A 17,087-nucleotide genomic window follows, 5' to 3' on the forward strand; every position below is an offset into this window, starting at 1 on the left:
TCTCAACAGCCGTGCCCCTGGGGGCATTCCCAGGCATTCATGTTTCCCCGACGCTACAAGGAATGACGCTTTATGTCTTGTTCATGACAGCCCCTCGGGATTCCTTGCCGCGCTACTCGCCGTCGGCGCATCGTCGCTCTGTGGCACCGACCCGCGTGCCGCATCCGTTTCAGGGGCGCGCTCGCACCCATGGCGTGCGCCTGATCCAGAAGGAGTTCATCTCGATGGCAGCAGTGCGCACCATCAAGCGGCGGATCGCCGCGGCAATCGCGACGACGGCCGCCGCGGCGACCGTCGTCGGCGCCCTCACGGCGCTCCCCGCCACGGCCGCACCGGCCGAAGGCACCGTGCTCGGAGCCGACTCCGCGCAAGCGGTCCCTGGCAGTTACCTCGTCACGCTCAAGGGCGACGCCGGCTTCAAGGCGAGCACAGCTCAGGGCAAGGACCTGATCTCCGAGTACGGCGGCAAGGTCAAGCGCACCTTCACCTCCGCGCTCAACGGCTACTCGGCCACGCTCACCAGCGGCGAGGCCCGCAGACTCGCGGCCGACCCCGATGTCGCCTCCGTCGAACAGGACCAGGTGGTCCACGCGCTCGGCACCCAAACCAACGCCCCCTGGGGGTTGGACAGGATCGACCAGACGAACCTTCCACTGAGCGGCACCTACACCTCTCCCGACACCGGCGGCAGCGGGGCGACCGTATACGTCCTGGACACCGGTGTGCGCATCACCCACCAGGACATCGCGGGCCGGGCCTCCTACGGCTGGGACTTCGTCGACAACGACGCGACCGCACAGGACGGTTACGGCCACGGCACCTTCGTCGCCACGGTCGCCGCCGGCACCACGTACGGGGTGGCCAAGAAGTCGAAGATCGTCGCGGTCCGGGTCCTCGGCAACGACGGCTCCGGCACCACCGCCGGCGTCATCGCGGGCGTGGACTGGATCACCGCCAACCACGTGGCCGACTCCGTCGCCAACGTCTCGCTCGGCGGCGCCGTCAGCACCACGCTGGACAACGCGGTGAAGAACTCCATCGCCTCCGGCGTGACGTACTCCATAGCCGCGGGCAACTCAGGCGCCCTGGCGTCCAACTACTCGCCGGCCCGGGTGGCAAGCGCGATCACCGTCGGCGCGACCACCAGCACCGACGCGCGGGCCAGCTACTCCAACTACGGCTCGACCGTCGACCTCTTCGCCCCCGGCTCCGGCATCACCGCGGCCTGGAACTCCTCCGACAGTGCCACCTACACCGGCAATGGCACCTCCTTCGCCGCCCCGCACGTCTCCGGAGCGGCAGCGCTCTACCTGACGGCTCACCCGGGCGCGTCCCCGGCCACCGTCGCCTCCGCACTGGTGAACGGAGCGACCAACGGCGTCCTCACGGGCGTGGGCACCGGCTCGCCGAACAAGCTGCTGAAGCTCGTTCCGTAGGACCCCTGTCCAGCGGCCCTGCCGCACCGGACAGTCCGCACGGGATACGCCCCGCCACCCGGGGCATTCCCCGCAGGCAGGCGCCGCGCTCACATCCTGAGCGCGGCGCCTGTCGCACGTCTCGCCGTCGGTCGGGCGGCGCCGACCGCGGCAGCGGCCGCCCAGTCGTGGCACCTGCCCCTCGGATGCCCCGTCACTTCTCATCACCGGTAAGGAAATGGCCGGTGTGGACGACACCGTTGTGCGGCCTTGGGCACCTCCGCCTCTCCGTTGCGTCCGGAGTATTGACGCACCATGAAACACTTCAATAGTTTGAGTATCTTCGACTCACAAGGGTGCTCCCTGGCAGCGGACCGCGTGGATCCGCCTGCCGGCCGGGGGGACGGAGGAGTTCCCACGCAGAACCAAGACGCGCACCCACCCGTTCGGCCGGAGACCGGACAACCCGGTTCCGCACTGGGCACGTTCCCGTCCGCCGCCCCCGCTCCTGGACGAGGCCACGCCGGCCCGGGCCTCCGTTCCGGAGCAGTCGTCCGCCCCGCATTCCCCATCAGGAGACCCGATGACCCACACCACGCCGGCCGCCGCACCAGGCGCCGCGGCCTTCACCACGTATTCCCCCGCGACCGGTGAGCCGATCGCCGAACACCCGGTGAACGGGCCGGAAGAGGTCTCCCGCGCCACAGTTCGGGCCCGGACCGTCCAGGCCGGCTGGGCGGCGCTGCCCGCGTCCCGGCGCCGTGACCACCTGCTGCGCTGGAAGAAGGCCCTCGCCACCGACCTGGACGCCATGGCCCGCGCCATCGCCGAGGAGACCGGCAAGCCGGTCGGCGACGCCGCGCTGGAGGTCGTGCTCACGCTGGAGCACCTGAACTGGGCCGCCCACAACGCGAAACGCGTGCTGCACCGGCGGAAGGTGGGCACAGGACTGTTCACCGTCCACCAACGGGCCTCACTGGTACACCGGCCGCTCGGCGTGGTCGGCGTGATCGGCCCCTGGAACTACCCCCTGTACACCCCGATGGGTTCGATCGGTTACGCCCTGGCGGCGGGGAACGCCGTGGTCTTCAAGCCGTCCGAACTGACCCCGGGGACCGGGGTCCTGCTGGCCGAACTGTTCGACGCCGCCGTGCCCGAGCACGCCGGGCTGCTCACCACCGTCACCGGCGCGGCGTCCACCGGGGACGCCCTGGCCCGGTCCGGGGTCGACAAGATCGCGTTCACCGGTTCGCCGGGGACGGCCCGCAAGGTGATGGCGGTGTGTGCCGAGACGCTGACGCCGTTCCTCGCCGAATGCGGCGGGAAGGACGCCGTCATCGTCACCGCGGACGCGGACCTGTCCGCTGCCGCCGACGCGATCGTGTGGGGCGCGCTGAGCAACTCGGGACAGACCTGTGCGGGCGTGGAGCGCGTCTACGCGGTGCGTGAGATCCATGCGGAGCTGTGCGAACGGGTGGTCGAGCGGGCCGAGGCACTACGCCCGGGTGCCGAGGCGGACGCCGCCTACGGCCCGATGACGCTGCCGGGCCAGGTCGCGATCGTCGAGCGGCATGTCACCGGTGCGGTCTCGGCGGGTGCGCGGGCCCTGCTGGGCGGGCCGGAGTCGATTCGCGCTCCGTACATCGCGCCGGTCGTGCTGACCGGAGTTCCGGAGGACGCGGCGGCGATGACCGAGGAGACCTTCGGACCGGTCGTGGCAATCAACCCGGTGGCCCATGTGGACGAGGCGGTGGAGCGGGCCAATGCCTCGCGTTACGCCCTGGGGGCCGCGGTGTTCTGCCGCAGCGGGCGCGAGGGAGCGGCGATCGCGGCGCGGCTGCGCGCGGGGGCGGTGTCGGTGAACTCGGTGCTGGGCTTCGCGGCGGTGCCGTCGCTGCCGTTCGGCGGTTCGCAGGACTCCGGCTTCGGGCGGATCCACGGCGAGGAGGGACTGCGCGCCTTCACCGCTGTGCAGTCGACGACGGTGCAGCGGTTCACCCCGCCGATCGCGCTGACCTCCTTCGGCGTTCCGGCCGCGACACGGGAACGCGCGGTGCGGCTGGCCCGGGCGCTGCACCGGCGCCGCTGACCGGCCGGCCGCCGCCGCCCGGGCGGTCCGGCCGGTCTAGGCGTCCAGCAGTGGGGCCAGGTAGCGGCGGGCGAAGGCCCGGGCCTGGTCCTCGTCGTCCATCTCGATGCAACTGGCGGGGTTGAGCAGGAACGACACGGCGACGCGCACCATGAGCTCGGCGACCGGCTGCGGGTTCTCGTCGGGACGCCCCTCGGCCTGCTGGGCACGGCGCAGATGGCCCGTCAGGTACGCGACGGTGGCGGAGAGCGAGAAGCCGCCCTGCACGGTCAGATAGGGAAGCACGACCTCGGGTTCGAGGCGCAGCAGGCCGCCGAAGAGCGGGTGGGCGCGGGTATGGCGCAGGGCGACCACGAAGCCCTCGACGACCCGCTCCTCCATGGTCGGCAGCGCCGCCACCGCCGAGTCAAGTCGCTGGAAGAACCGGTTGAGCTCGCGCAGCAGGGTGGCCTCGACCAGCTTGTCCTTGGTCTGGAAGCGCCGGAAGACGGTGACGCGGGAGACTCCGGCCCGTTTGGCGACGTCGTCCACGGAGGAGCGACGCAGGCCCAGGAGGGTGAACTGCTCCAGTGCGGCGTCGAGGATCCGCCGCGCCGTACCGTCCTCCGCCTCCGGCTGGGCGATGGCCCGGGCGAGTCCCGAGTCGTTCGTGTCAGTTCTCATGACGCTCACGATACCGGCGAACACCTGCCAAGATACGTTGACACTCTTATCATATCTCCGTAACACTACGCACCCCGGAGGACCTGATGGGCAGTCGCCTCACCGAAGACCAGGCCGATTTCGTCGCGGCCATCCGCGATTTCGCCAAGCGGGAGTGCGGCACCCGTGAGCAGCGCGACGCGCTGACAGCGGGCGGCCGCGAGGCCCACAACCCCGAGCTGTACGGCAGGCTCGCCGATCTGGGCTGGCTCGGGGTGTGCCTGCCCGAGGAGTACGGAGGCTCCGGCGGCGGGCTGGCCGACGCCTGTCTCGTCCTGGAGGAGACCTCGTACGGGATGGTCCCGGCCGGGGGTTTCATCACCACAGTCATCACCGCGAAGGCGTACGAGAAGTTCGGCACGGAGCAGCAGCGGCAGGAGGTGCTGTCCGGCGCCGTACGCGGTGACGTGCTCTCCATCGCCATGTCGGAGCCGGGGGCCGGGTCGGACGTCGGCGCGCTGCGCTGCCAGGCCCGGCAGGAGGCGGACGGTACGTGGGTGATCGACGGTCAGAAGACCTGGATATCCAACGCGCACTGCGCGAAGTACACCCTGCTGGTGGCCCGCACCGGCGAGGACAAGCACGGCGGCCTGACCATGTTCCATCTGCCGGCCGGCACCACGGGCGTGGACGTGCGGCGCATCGACACCATGGGAGGCCGGGAGGTCAACGACGTCTTCCTCACCGACGTACGGCTGCCCGCGGACGCGGTCGTCGGGCAGGTGGACAACGGCTGGCGACAGTTGATGGCCGGACTGAACCACGAGCGGCTCTTCCTGGCCTCGAACATGCTGGGCCTGGCGCGCCGCGCCTTCGACGACACGGTCGCCTACGTCCGCGAACGCGAGCAGTTCGGCCGGCCGGTCGGCTCCTTCCAGGCGCTGCGGCACCGGATCGCCGACCTCGCCACCGAGATCGAGTGCACCCGGCTGCTGGTGCGCGAAACAGCCCTGGACTGTGACGCGCAGCCGGACAAGCTGTTCCCGCGCGAGGCGTCGATGGCCAAGCTGAAGGCCACCGAGATCGCCAAGCGAGCCGCGCTGGAGGGCATGCAGATGATGGGAGGCTACGGCTACACCACGGAGTTCGACATGGAGCGCCACCTGCGGGCCGCTGTGGTCTCCACGGTCTACGGCGGGACCAGCGAGATCCAGCGGGACGTCATCGGCAAGACCTACGGCCTCTGAGAGGCCCGGACGCGACCGTGCGGCCATCCGCCCCGGTCGGGGGGCGGATGGCCGCACGGTCGCGGACGCGAGGGGCGAGGCGCCCGGCTCAGCCCTGGTAGAGCCCGGACAGCGAGTCGGCGTACTTGTCCCGGATGACCCGGCGCCGCATCTTCAGCGACGGCGTCAGCTCGCCGGTCGCCGGGCCCCACTCCTCGGCCAGCAGCACGTACCGCTTGACCTGCTCGCTGCGGTTGAGCCGGGAGTTGGCGGCGGCGACCGCCCGGTCCACCTCCGCCCGGACGACGGGGTGCTCCGCCAGTCCGGCCGGCCCTCCCTTCGCCTCGACTCCGTTGGCCGCGGCCCAGACGGGCGCGGCCTCCGCGTCGAGCACCAGCAGGGCGACCAGGTAGGAGCGGTTGTCGCCGTGCACCATGGCCTGGCCGATCAACGGGTGTTCCTTGAGCGCGTTCTCCACCAGCGCCGGCGAGATGTTCTTGCCGGTGGAGGTGATGATCATCTCCTTCTTCCGGTCGGTGAGCCAGAGGTAGCCGTCCTCATCGATCCGGCCGATGTCGCCGGTGGCCAGCCAGCCGTCGGCGTCCAGGGCGGACCGCACCGAGCCGTCCGGCTGGAGATAGCCGGAGAAGACGGACGAGCCCCGTACCAGGATCTCGCCGTCCTCGGCGATGCGGATCTCCACGGACTCCACCGGGCGCCCCACCGAGCCGAGCCGGAATCCGGCCCGCGGGCTGTTGCTGGTGGCCACGCCGGTGGTCTCGGTCAGCCCCCAGGCGTCCATGATGACGATGCCGAAGCCGGCCCAGAACCTCACCACGTCGACCGACATCGGCGCCGACGCACTGGCGGACCAGGTCACCCGGTCCAGACCGCCCGCGGCCAGCATGGGCAGGAGTACGTCCTCGCGGACGCGGGCGTAACGCTCCTCAAGCTCGGCGGGCGGCTTCTCGCCCCGCTCGCGGTACCCGACGTGCGCGCGGGCGGTCTCAAACGCCTGGTCGATGATCGTCCGCTGCTCGGCCGGCATCAGCGAAAGGAGGCCCCGCACGGTGGCGGACAGTTTCTCCCAGATCCTCGGCACACCGAAGAACTGCGCGGGGCGTACCTTGCGCACCACGGCGGCGACGCCCGACGGGTCGGCGCAGAGGTAGACGTGCGAGGCCCGGTGGCAGGGCAGGTAGATGCCCAGCATCCGCTCGGCGATGTGGGCGAAGGGCAGGTAGCAGATGTGCTCGACGTGCGGGGGCAGCTCCACCACGGCGTCCAGCGCCAGGGCGTTGGACATCACCTGACGGTGGGTCAGGACGACGCCCTTGGGCTCGCCGCTGGTGCCGGAGGTGTAGACGACGGTCAGCGGGTCCTCGGGGCGGGCGGCGTCCAGTTCCTCGGCGAACCGCTCCGGCACCGGTTCGCGGAGCAGGGCGGCGTACGGGAAGTGGCGGCCTTCCGCACCCGCCTCGGCCACCACCAGACGCTCCAGCGGGGTATCGGCATCGGCCAGCAGCGGCTCCCACACGGCCGCCTGGGCAGCCCCCTCCAGCACGGCGAGACGGGCCCGGCAGTTGCGGGCGATGTGGGTGATCTGCTCGGGGGCCGCGGTGCCGTAGACGCTGACGGGGACCGCGCCGAGGCGGACCAGCGCCAGGTCGGACAGCCAGTGTTCGGGCCGGTTGGACATCATCAGCAGTACGCGGTCGCCGCGGCCGACTCCGAGGGCCCGGTAGCCGGCGGCAAGGCTCCGGGTGTGCTCACGGATCTCCGCCCAGCCGAACGTCGTCCAGTCGGTGTCGGGGGCGGCCGACTGCCAGGAGATTGCGGGTAGTTGGGGATACTCACGTGCGTTGCGGGCCAGCAACTGCGGCAGGGTCCGGTCGGCCGGGGCGTGGGGCAGGTCACCGGTGGTGCGGGGTGCTGATGTCATCGGGGCCTCCACGGGGCGGAAGGGAAGATCTGGGGAGACCGGGGCGGTGGAGCCCCGGCGGGCGGGCCGGACGGAGCCGGGCGGGAGGTGGGGGCGGCCCGCGGGTCCGGGCCCCGGGGGAAGGACGGCCCTGCCCACGGGAACCGGTCGGTGCTCAGGAAGTGCCGACTCGGGCCGGGGGCGCCGCGCGTCCCCGGCCCGGATCAGGAGTCGGTGAAGGTCTCACCCCGCTCGGCGTTGCGCAGCAGCAGCTCGGGCGGGGCGAAGCGCTCGCCGTGCTTCCCGGCCAGCTCACGCGCGCGGGCCACGAAGCCGGGCAGGCCGCCCTCGTAGCCGTTGATGTACTGCAGCACGCCGCCGGTCCACTGCGGGAAGCCGATACCGAGCAGCGAGCCGATGTTGGCGTCCGCCACCGAGACCAGCACGCCCTCCTCCAGGCAGCGCACCGAGTCCAGTGCCTCGACGAAGAGCATCCGCTCCATCATCTCGGTCAGGTCGGCGGGCTGCTTCGCGGGATCGGTGAAGTGCTCGCGCAGCCCTGGCCAGAGCCCGGCGCGCTTGCCGTCCACGTAGTCGTAGAAGCCCGCGGCACCGGACCGTCCCGGGCGGCCGAACTCGTCGATCATGCGGTCCACCACGGTGTCCGCCGGGTGCGGCTCCCAGCTGCGGCCCGCCGCCTCGACCGCGCGGCGGGTCTCCTCGCGGATCTTGCGCGGCAGGGTGAGGGTGAGCTCGTCCATCAGGTTGAGGACCTTGGCCGGGTAGCCGGCCTGGGCGGCGGCCTGCTCGACGGAGGCCGGGTCGATGCCCTCGCCGACCATGGCGACGCCCTCGTCGATGAAGTGGCCGATGACCCGGGAGGTGAAGAAGCCGCGCGAGTCGTTGACCACGATCGGCGTCTTGCGGATCTGCCGCACCAGGTCGAAGGCGCGCGCCAGCGCCTCGTCCCCCGTCTTCTCGCCCTTGATGATCTCCACCAACGGCATCCTGTCGACCGGCGAGAAGAAGTGCAGGCCGATGAAGTCCTGCGGCCGCTCCACCCCCTTGGCGAGGACGGTGATGGGCAGGGTGGAGGTGTTGGAGCACAGCAGCGCATCCGGGGCGACAAGTTCCTGGACCTCCTGGAACACCTTGTGCTTGACGCCGGTGTCCTCGAAGACGGCCTCGATCACCGCGTCGCAGCCGACCAGGTCCCGGACGTCGGCGGTCGGGGTGATGCGAGCCAGCAGGGCTTCCGCGCTCTCCTGCGTCGACCTGCCGCGCGAGACGGCCTTGGCGCACAGCTTCTCGGAGTAGGCCCTGCCCTTCGCCGCCGCCTCCGCGGAGACGTCCTTCAGCACGACATCGATGCCCGCCGCTGCGCAGGAATGGGCGACACCGGCGCCCATCATGCCCGCGCCGAGCACGGCGACCTTGGTCACCCTGCGCGGCTCGATGCCCTTCGGGCGGCCGGCACCGGAGTTGACCGCCTGCAGGTCGAAGAAGAACGCCTGAATCATGTTCTTGGTGATCTGCCCGGTGACCAGTTCGGTCAGGTATCCGGCTTCCACCACGAAAGAGGTGTCCACGTCGACCTGGGAACTCTCCACGGCAGCGGCGAGGATGTTGCGCGGCGCCGGGTGGGGGGCGCCACCCGTCCTTCTCTTCAGCATCGCGGTGAAGGCGGGGAGGTGCGCGGCGAACTTCGGGTCCGAGGGGGTGCCGCCGGGGATGCGGTGGCCGGGCACATCCCAGGGCTGCGTCGACTGCGGGTGGGCGTCGACGAACGCCCGTGCCCTGGCGAGGAGTTCGTCCGGACCGGCGGCGATCTCGTCGACCAGGCCGGCCTCCAGGGCGCGCGCGGGTCCGTACTGGGTGCCCTCCAGGAGGACCTTCTGCAGGGCGTTCGCCACACCGAACATGCGGACCGTGCGGGTCACTCCACCGCCCCCGGGCAGCAGGCCGAGGGTGACTTCGGGAAGCCCGACGCGGGCGGCCGGGCTGTCCAGCACCACGCGGTGGTGGCAGGCCAGGGCGATCTCGTAACCGCCACCCAGGGCAGCGCCGTTGATCGCGGCGACGACCGGCTTGCCCAGCGTCTCCAGGATGCGCAGCGAGCGCTTGACGCGCATCCCGGCCTCGAAGGAGGCGCCGGCGGTCTCGGGAGTGACGGAGATCAGGTCGCGCAGGTCGCCGCCGGCGAAGAAGCTCTTCTTGGCGGAGGTGACGATGACGCCCCGGATGGCGTCGCGGCCATCCGCCAGCCGCGCCGCGACGGCGTCCAGCGAGTCGATGAACGTGGCGTTCATGGTGTTGGCGGACTGGTCCGGGTCGTCGAGGACGAGGGTGACGACGTGGTCGTCGGACTCTTCCCAGCGGATGGCGGAGGGCCGTGCGGTGGTGTCCATGGCTGTGGTCTCCCGTGAAGGCGGACGGCTGCGGGGCGGGACGGTCAGAGGCGTTCGACGACGGTGGCGATACCCATGCCGCCGCCGACGCACAGGGTGGCCAGCCCGTACCGCAGGTCGCGGCGCTCCAGCTCGTCCACGAGGGTGCCGAGGATCATCGCGCCGGTGGCGCCGAGGGGGTGCCCCATGGCGATGGCGCCGCCATTGACGTTGCCCCTGTCCGGACTCAGCCCCATGTCCTTGACGTAGCGCAGGACGACGGCGGCGAACGCCTCGTTGATCTCGACCAGGTCGATGTCGTCGACGGTCAGTGCGGCCTTGGCGAGCGCTTTGCGGGACGCGGGCGCGGGCCCCGTCAGCATGATGGTGGGCTCGGCTCCGGACACGGCTGCGGAGACGATCCGGGCACGCGGGGTCAGGCCGTGACGCTCGCCGGCCTCCTTGCTGCCGATGGCGACCAGGGCGGCGCCGTCGACGATGCCCGAGGAGTTGCCCGCGTGGTGGACGTGGTCGATCCTCTCCACCCAGTGGTACTTCTGCAGCGCCACGGCATCGAAGCCGGCCAGTTCGCCGGGCCCGGCGAAGGAGGGCTTGAGCGCGCCCAGGCTCTCGGCGGTGGTGCCGGGCCGGATGTGCTCGTCCCGGTCGAGGACCAGCAGCCCGTTGCGGTCCCGCACGGGGACGACGGAGCGGTCGAAGCGCCCGTCCTTCCATGCGGCGGCGGCCCGCTCCTGGGAGAGCGCCGCGTAGGAGTCCACGTCGTGCCGGGAGAAGCCCTCCAGAGTGGCGATCAGGTCGGCGCCGATGCCCTGCGGGACGAATCCGGTGGCGTGGTTGGTACGCGGGTCCAGCGCCCAGGCGCCGCCGTCACTGCCCATGGGAACACGCGACATGGACTCCACGCCGCCCGCCAGGACCAGGTCCTCCCAACCCGAACGGACCTTCATCGCGGCCATGTTGACCGCTTCCAGCCCGGACGCACAGAAGCGGTTCTCCTGCACACCGGCCACCGTCTCCGGCAGACCCGCGAGCATCGCGGCGGTGCGGGCGATGTCCGCGCCCTGGTCGCCCACCGGGCTGACCACACCGAGCACGATGTCGTCGATCGCCGTCGGGTCGAGGTCCGGGAAGCGGCGGAGGGTCTCGTGGATCAGGCCGACGACCAGGTCGATCGGCTTGGTGCCGTGCAGGGCCCCGTTGGCCTTGCCGCGACCGCGCGGGGTGCGGATCGCGTCGTACACGTATGCTTCGGTGCTCACCTTGGGGTGCCTTCCATGTCGGATCTGAAGAAAGCCTCGAACGCGGGGACAGCCCTCAGCGGAGCAGCGAGCGGCCGATGATCTCCTTCATGATCTCGGTGGTGCCGCCGTAGATGGTCTGGATGCGGCTGTCGAGGAACGCTCGGGCCACCCGGTACTCGCTCATGTAGCCGTACCCGCCGTGGAGTTGCAGACAGCGGTCGACAATCCGCTTCTGCAGTTCGGTGGCCCACCACTTGGCCATCGAGGCGTGCACGGCGTCGAGCCGGCCCTGGTTGTGCTCGGTGACGCAGCGGTCGAGGAAGGTGCGGGTGACCGCGGTCTCGGTGGCCATCTCGGCGATCTCGAAGCGGATGTGCTGGAGCTTGGCCAGCGGTCTCCCGAATGCCTCGCGCTCCTTGACGTACCGCGTGGTGACGTCCAGGAGCTCCTCGGCCGCGGCGGCGGCGCCGACCGCGATGGCCAGCCGCTCCTGAGCGAGGTTGTCCATGAGGTGGGCGAAGGCCTGGTTCTCCTCGCCCAGCAGGTTCTCCTTGGGGACGCGCACGTCGGTGAAGAACAACTCGGCGGTGTCCTGGGCCTTCTGGCCGATCTTGTCGAGGTTGCGGCCCCGTTCGAAGCCCACCATGCCGCGCTCGACGACGAGCAGGCTCTGCCCGCCGCTTCCGCCCTCGGGGGTGGTGCGGGCGACGACGACGACGAGGTCGGCGAGGATGCCGTTGGAGATGAAGGTCTTCGTGCCGTTGAGCAGGTAGTGGTCGCCCTGGTCGGTGGCGGTGGCGCGGATGCCCTGCAGGTCGGAGCCGGCTCCTGGTTCCGTCATGGCGATGCCGGTGACGAGGTCGCCGGAGACGAACCCGGGCAGCCAGCGGCGTTTCTGCTCCTCGTCGGCGAGCCGGGTCAGGTACGGGCCGACGATGTCGTTGTGCAGGCTCAGGGCCGGCCCGGACGCGCCGGCGCGGGCGAACTCCTCGATGAGGACGGCGCTGTACCGGAAGTCGCCGGTCCCGCCGCCGCCGTACTCCTCGTCGACGGCCATGCCCAGCAGGCCCTGGCGGCCCGCCGAGCGCCACACCTCGCGGTCGACGACGCCGTCCCTCTCCCAGCGTTCGTGGTGCGGGGCCACCTCTTTGGCGAGAAAGGTCCGCACGGTCTCGCGGAAGGCCTCGTGGTCGGGTCCGTACAGGTCTCGTTCCACTGTCACAACCAACTCCTCACGTGCTCGATCAGCCGAGCGGGATCGGGACCGACGGGGGTGACGTTGAGCATGGTCACGCCCGCCTCACGGAAGACCTCGACGCGGTCGCGTACATAGCCCTCGGGGCCGGCCAGGCAGAGCTGCTCCAGCAACTCGGCCGGTACGGCGGTCTCCGCCTCCTTCCTGCGGCCCGCGAGGTAGTGCTCCTGGATGGCTGCCGCGGCGGATTCGTAGCCGTAGGAACAGACCAGGTCGTGGTAGAAATTGCGGCCGGGCGCGCCCATGCCGCCGACGTAGAGGGCAACGGTCGGACGCATCAGGTCACGGACGGCCTCTGCCTCGTCGCCGATGGCGAGCAGGCCGCCCGCCACGACCGAGAGCGGGCCGAGTGCGGGGTCGCGCTCGGCGGCGCCCTCGGCCAGGGACCGGCCCCAGACCTTGGCGGCGTGCTCGGGGACGTAGAGGAACGGCAGCCATCCGTCGGCGATCTCGGCGGCCATCCGCACATTGGCCGGGCCCAGCGCCGCGACGTAGACCGGGATGGCGTCGCGGACCGGGTGGTTCAGCAGCTTCAGCGGCTTGCCGAGGGTGCCGCCCCTCTCGGCCGGCAGGGGCAGGTCGGTGATGCCGTGGTGCTCGATCACCTCACGCCGCCAGATCCGCCGGGACAGCTGGATCACCTCGCGGGTGCGCCCCAGCGGGCGGTCGTAACGGCGGCCGTGCCAGCCCTCGACGACCTGGGGTCCGGAGGCGCCTATGCCGAGGACGGCGCGCCCGCCGGTGAGGGCGTCGAGTCCGGCCGCGGTCTGGGCGATCAGTGCGGGGGTGCGCGAGTAGACGTTGAGGACGGCCGAGCCGATCCGCATCCGCTCGGTCTTCGCGGCGAGGTATCCCATGATCGTCGGGGAGTCGAAGCCGTATGCCTCGGCCACCCAGACGGCGTCGAGGCCCGCGGACTCCAGGGCGGCGGCCCGGTCCGCGGCGACGCGCGGGTCGCCCGCGTACGTCAGAGGTGAGGACAGTTCCATCAGCAGTGGTCCTTCAGCAGTTCGGGAACACCCCAGTCGCGGGCGACGTCGGGGGTGTGCGCGCCGGGGACGGCCGGGGGGAGCCGGAGGGTGCCGGGGGTGCCGGAGAAACGGGGGGCTGGAGCGGGCTGGGTGATGCCGTACGCCTCGGCGTAGGTGCCACGTCCGGTCAGGTGCCGATGACCCGCTGCCTCGTGCAACGAGAGCACGGGCGCGACGCAGGCGTCGGTGCCTTCGAAGACAGCCGTCCACTCCTCGCGGGTGGCGGACTTGAACCGGGTGGTGTACGCGGCCCGCAGCTCGTCCCAGTTGCGCGGGTCGGCACGGTCCGGCAGGTCCTCGCCGTCCAGACCCAGCAGGGTGACGAACACCGCGTAGAACTGCGGTTCCAGGGCGCCGACCGCCATCCAGCCACCGTCGGCGGTCTCGTAGACGGCGTAGTAGGGGCAGCCGCCGTCCAGCAGGTTGCGGCCGCGGGTGTCCTGCCAGGTGCCCTCGGGGAGCATGCCCCAGAACATGGCGGTGAGGTGTGCGGCGCCGTCCACGATCGCGGCGTCCACCACCTGGCCACGGCCGGTGGCGCGGGCCGTGAGCAGCGCGGCGAGGACGCCGGTGGTCAGATAGAGGGAGCCACCCGCGTAGTCGCCGAGCAGGTTGGCGGGGAAGACGGGCGGTCCGTCCGGCGCCCCGATCATCGACAGGACGCCGGCGGTGGCGATGTAGCCGATGTCGTGTCCGGCGTGGGACGCGAGGGGTCCTCGCTGGCCCCAGCCGGTCATCCGGCCGTACACCAGCGCGGGGTTGACGGCCATGCACTCCTCGGGGCCGACCCCGAGCCGCTCTGCGACACCGGGCCGGTATCCCTCCACCAGGATCTCGGCGCGCGCCGCCAACGCCCTCACCGTTTCCGGACCTTCGGGTGACTTGAGGTCGATCAGGACGGAGCGCTTGTTGCGGTTGGTCACGTCGCGGGCGGGATCGCCACCGAGCGGCGAGGGGCCGGGGCGGTCCACGCGCACCACGTCGGCGCCCAGGTCGGCAAGGAGCATCGCGGCGAACGGACCGGGACCGATCCCCGCCAGTTCGACCACGCGCACGCCGTCCAGCGGGCCCGTCACGTCACGGCCGGAAGGGCCGAAGGAGTGATGGCTCATGCGTTCCTTTCTCGGTGCACGACAGGCTCATCGCCGTCCAACCGGGTCCTTACTGAGCGTTCGCTAAAAAGTAGGAGCGCGGTGCCGGTCGGTCAACTCCCTGTGCAACACTAGTTTTTATGGATTCACATCGGGGAATTGAGAGCAGACCGGACGTCGATCGTCAGGTTTTCCTGATCGATCGCTAAGCATCACGAAGGAGATGTCTCGGACCCACGGCCGTACGATGTCGCCGACCACCGCCCGTCCCGAGGAGAGTCGTTGAACACCGAGCCGAGCCAGGACACCACGCCCCCAGCGGAGCACTGGCGCTCCTACGGACCGCTCGACCTGCACCCGATCCTGATGCACGCCATGGAAGCCTTCAACGAACACGGCTACCACGGCACTTCGGTCCGGGACATCGCCGGCCGGGTCGGCGTCACCGTACCCGCGCTGTACTACCACTACGAGAACAAGCAGGCTCTGCTGGCCACCTTGCTGGAGACGTCGATCAAGGATGTCCTGGACCGCTGCCGGGCCGCGGCCGGGGAGGCCGGGGACGATCCGCTGGCGCGCATCTGCGGCATGGTCGAGTCGATCGTGCTCTATATGGCCCACCGTCAGCAGCTGGCTTTCCTGGACACCGAGATCCGCAGCCTGGAGCCGCAGAACCGGGCGCGCTACGTCGCCCTGCGCGACTACCTCGAACACATGCTGCTGGACACGGTCGAGGCGGGACGCGCCCGGGGCGTGTTCACCACACCGATCCCGGCCGACGCGGTGCGTTCGGTGCTCATCATGTGCCAGGGGGTCGCCAACTGGTTCCGCGCGGACGGCCCGCTCACTGCGGAGGAGGTCGCGGAGCGCCACGTGCTGCTGTGCCTCGGCACCGTGGGGCACCCCGGCGCGGTCACCGGCGACCCCGCGCTCCCGTTCCTCCGGCGCGCTTCCCTCCGGCCCCCCTCCCTCGCGCGGACCTCCGCCCCCGGGGGATCCGCTCAGCGCACGTCCCGGTGACGCGGCGGGGCACCGTGCTCCGCCGCGTCGGCAGCAATCGGGGCGACCGTCTCCGGCGCGTCGCGCACCGGCGACATCCTGACGTTCCGCCTCTGTGGTTCAGCACCGACGAGAGGACACCCGCATGAACGTGCACGAAGCCCGCGCCCGGTTCCAGGAGCTCCGCGAGAGGGACGGCCAGGTCGCCCCCCTCGAACTCGACGAGATCTGGGCGGCGTTGGCCACCGTCCGTCCCGAGGAGATACTCGGTGAGTGGAAGGGCGGCGAGTTCCGCACCGGCCACCCCCTCGACGGCATGCTGGCGGAGGCCGACTGGTACGGCAAGACGTTCGCCGCCGTGCACGACGCCAAGCCGCTGATCTGCCGCAACGCGGCGGGCGAGCTGTACTCCAACCGCGAGCTCGGCCAGGGCGAGGCCAGCCTGTGGACCGTCGAGTTCCGCGGCGAGGCGACGGCCACCATGGTCTACGACGGCCGGCCGGTCTTCGACCACTTCAAGCAGGTGGACGACACCACGCTGATGGGGATCATGAACGCCAAGGGGGTTCCCGCCGAGGGCCCCTTCTACTACTTCTTCCTTGAGCGCGACCCCGGAACCCCGCATACCGGAGAGAGCTCGTGAGGCGCGTCCGCGCGGCGGTCACCGAGGCTCCGGGCGCCCCGTTCGCCGTCCGGGACGCAGACCTTGAGGATCCACGGCCGCGCGAGGCACTGATCAGGATGACCGCGGTCGGCGTCTGTCACACCGACCTGCTGATGCGGGACACCTGGCCCCGACAGCTCACACCGATGGTCTTCGGCCACGAGGGCGCCGGCCGGGTCGAGGCAGTGGGGGCGGAGGTGACGGGCGTCGCGCCGGGAGACCATGTCTGCCTCACCTTCGCCAGTTGCGGCGCCTGCGATCAGTGCGCGACGGGCCGGCCGGCCTACTGCCACGCCGCGCAGACCCTGAACTTCTCCGGTGGACGCGACGACGGCACCACTCCGCTCTCCCTCGACGGCACACCGCTGCGCGCCGGCTTCTTCGGCCAGTCCAGCTTCGCCACGTACGCCGTCGTCCACGAACGCGGCGTGGTCAAGGTGCCCTCCGGCCTGCCGGCCCCGGTCGTCGCGCCGCTCGGCTGCAGCGGCCAGACGGGCGCCGGCGCCGTGCTCAACCGGCTCCGCCCGGAACCGGGTTCCTCGCTGGTCGTCCTGGGCGCGGGCGGGGTGGGCCTGAGCGCGCTGATGGCCGCAGTGGCCGTGGGCTGCGACCCGGTGGTGGCCGTCGACCCGGTCGCCTCCCGCCGCGCCCTGGCCGTCGAACTCGGCGCCAAGGCGGCACTGCCCCCCGGGGACGGTCTGGTGGCGGCGCTGCGCGACCTCACCGGCGGTGGTGCGCACCACGTCGTGGAGACCACCGGCCGTCCGGAGATGGCCCGCCGGGCTGTCTCCGCGCTGCGCCCGCGCGGCGACCTCGCCCTCCTCGGCCTCGGCGGTGAGGTGACGTTCGACGTGATGGGCCTGCTCTCCAAGGGCGTCCGCGTCCATGGGGTGATCGAGGGAGACTCCGACCCCGGCCGCTTCATCCCTGAGCTGGTCGGCCTGCACAGGCGTGGCCACTTCCCGCTCGGTCGGCTGGTCACCACGTTCCCGTTCGAGGACATCGACGCGGCCGTGGCCGCCATGCGGGACGGCAGCGTGGTCAAGCCGGTCCTCACCTTCACCTGACCGGCCGCTCCGGCACCGGGAACGGCGGTGCCGGACGG

At 71.2% G+C, this 17,087-nt stretch carries 13 protein-coding genes; 6 read left to right on the forward strand and 7 right to left on the reverse strand.

The annotated features are described in order from the left end of the window. The first annotated feature begins 224 nt into the window (after positions 1 to 224). On the forward strand, positions 225 to 1,436 hold the full coding sequence (locus ACFVUT_RS15465) for a S8 family peptidase (RefSeq protein ID WP_389650320.1): 1,212 nt from the start codon (positions 225 to 227) through the stop codon (positions 1,434 to 1,436). 562 nt (positions 1,437 to 1,998) lie between these two features. Next, positions 1,999 to 3,504, forward strand: a complete 1,506-nt coding sequence (locus ACFVUT_RS15470; RefSeq protein WP_389650317.1) for an aldehyde dehydrogenase family protein — start codon at positions 1,999 to 2,001, stop codon at positions 3,502 to 3,504. A 36-nt stretch (positions 3,505 to 3,540) separates the two neighbouring features. Here ACFVUT_RS15470 and ACFVUT_RS15475 read toward each other — a convergent pair whose 3' ends face one another. Further along, positions 3,541 to 4,167 (reverse strand): TetR/AcrR family transcriptional regulator, encoded by a 627-nt coding sequence (locus ACFVUT_RS15475; protein WP_389650314.1) that lies wholly within the window; start codon positions 4,165 to 4,167, stop codon positions 3,541 to 3,543. 86 nt (positions 4,168 to 4,253) lie between these two features. Here ACFVUT_RS15475 and ACFVUT_RS15480 point away from each other — a divergent pair, with 86 nt between their 5' ends. Continuing rightward, positions 4,254 to 5,393, forward strand: a complete 1,140-nt coding sequence (locus tag ACFVUT_RS15480; RefSeq protein WP_389650311.1) for an acyl-CoA dehydrogenase family protein — start codon at positions 4,254 to 4,256, stop codon at positions 5,391 to 5,393. An 88-nt stretch (positions 5,394 to 5,481) separates the two neighbouring features. Here the strand turns inward: ACFVUT_RS15480 and ACFVUT_RS15485 are convergent, their stop codons facing one another. From ACFVUT_RS15485 to ACFVUT_RS15510, 6 genes are all read right to left on the reverse strand, one after another. Next, positions 5,482 to 7,314 carry an AMP-dependent synthetase/ligase gene (locus ACFVUT_RS15485; RefSeq protein WP_389650308.1) on the reverse strand — a complete coding sequence of 611 codons (1,833 nt, stop codon included), beginning with the start codon at positions 7,312 to 7,314 and terminating at the stop codon, positions 5,482 to 5,484. A gap of 203 nt (positions 7,315 to 7,517) precedes the next feature. Further along, positions 7,518 to 9,701 (reverse strand): 3-hydroxyacyl-CoA dehydrogenase NAD-binding domain-containing protein, encoded by a 2,184-nt coding sequence (locus ACFVUT_RS15490; protein WP_389650305.1) that lies wholly within the window; start codon positions 9,699 to 9,701, stop codon positions 7,518 to 7,520. A gap of 44 nt (positions 9,702 to 9,745) precedes the next feature. Continuing rightward, positions 9,746 to 10,960, reverse strand: a complete 1,215-nt coding sequence (locus ACFVUT_RS15495; protein WP_389650302.1) for an acetyl-CoA C-acetyltransferase — start codon at positions 10,958 to 10,960, stop codon at positions 9,746 to 9,748. Between the two features lie 55 nt (positions 10,961 to 11,015). Continuing rightward, positions 11,016 to 12,164, reverse strand: a complete 1,149-nt coding sequence (locus ACFVUT_RS15500) for an acyl-CoA dehydrogenase family protein (protein ID WP_389650299.1) — start codon at positions 12,162 to 12,164, stop codon at positions 11,016 to 11,018. Then, positions 12,161 to 13,186, reverse strand: coding sequence for an LLM class F420-dependent oxidoreductase (locus tag ACFVUT_RS15505; RefSeq protein ID WP_389650296.1), 1,026 nt, complete (start codon positions 13,184 to 13,186; stop codon positions 12,161 to 12,163). Before ACFVUT_RS15505 ends, ACFVUT_RS15500 begins: the two co-directional genes overlap by 4 nt. Further along, positions 13,186 to 14,340, reverse strand: coding sequence for a CaiB/BaiF CoA transferase family protein (locus ACFVUT_RS15510; protein WP_389650293.1), 1,155 nt, complete (start codon positions 14,338 to 14,340; stop codon positions 13,186 to 13,188). The genes ACFVUT_RS15505 and ACFVUT_RS15510 overlap by 1 nt, the downstream gene beginning before the upstream one ends. 261 nt (positions 14,341 to 14,601) lie before the next feature. On the opposite strand from ACFVUT_RS15510, the gene ACFVUT_RS15515 reads away from it, so the two are divergent. The 3 genes from ACFVUT_RS15515 (at position 14,602) to ACFVUT_RS15525 (ending at position 17,049) form a co-directional block, all read left to right on the forward strand. Beyond that, positions 14,602 to 15,339 (forward strand): TetR/AcrR family transcriptional regulator, encoded by a 738-nt coding sequence (locus tag ACFVUT_RS15515; protein WP_389650290.1) that lies wholly within the window; start codon positions 14,602 to 14,604, stop codon positions 15,337 to 15,339. 124 nt (positions 15,340 to 15,463) lie between these two features. Then, positions 15,464 to 15,961, forward strand: a complete 498-nt coding sequence (locus ACFVUT_RS15520; protein ID WP_389650287.1) for a DUF4334 domain-containing protein — start codon at positions 15,464 to 15,466, stop codon at positions 15,959 to 15,961. After that, entirely contained in the window at positions 15,958 to 17,049 is a 1,092-nt protein-coding gene (locus ACFVUT_RS15525; RefSeq protein WP_389650284.1) for an NAD(P)-dependent alcohol dehydrogenase, read from the forward strand. The genes ACFVUT_RS15520 and ACFVUT_RS15525 overlap by 4 nt, the downstream gene beginning before the upstream one ends. Positions 17,050 to 17,087 lie beyond the last annotated feature (38 nt).

Source organism: Streptomyces sp. NPDC058051 (assembly GCF_042885475.1).
Lineage (GTDB): Bacteria > Actinomycetota > Actinomycetes > Streptomycetales > Streptomycetaceae > Streptomyces.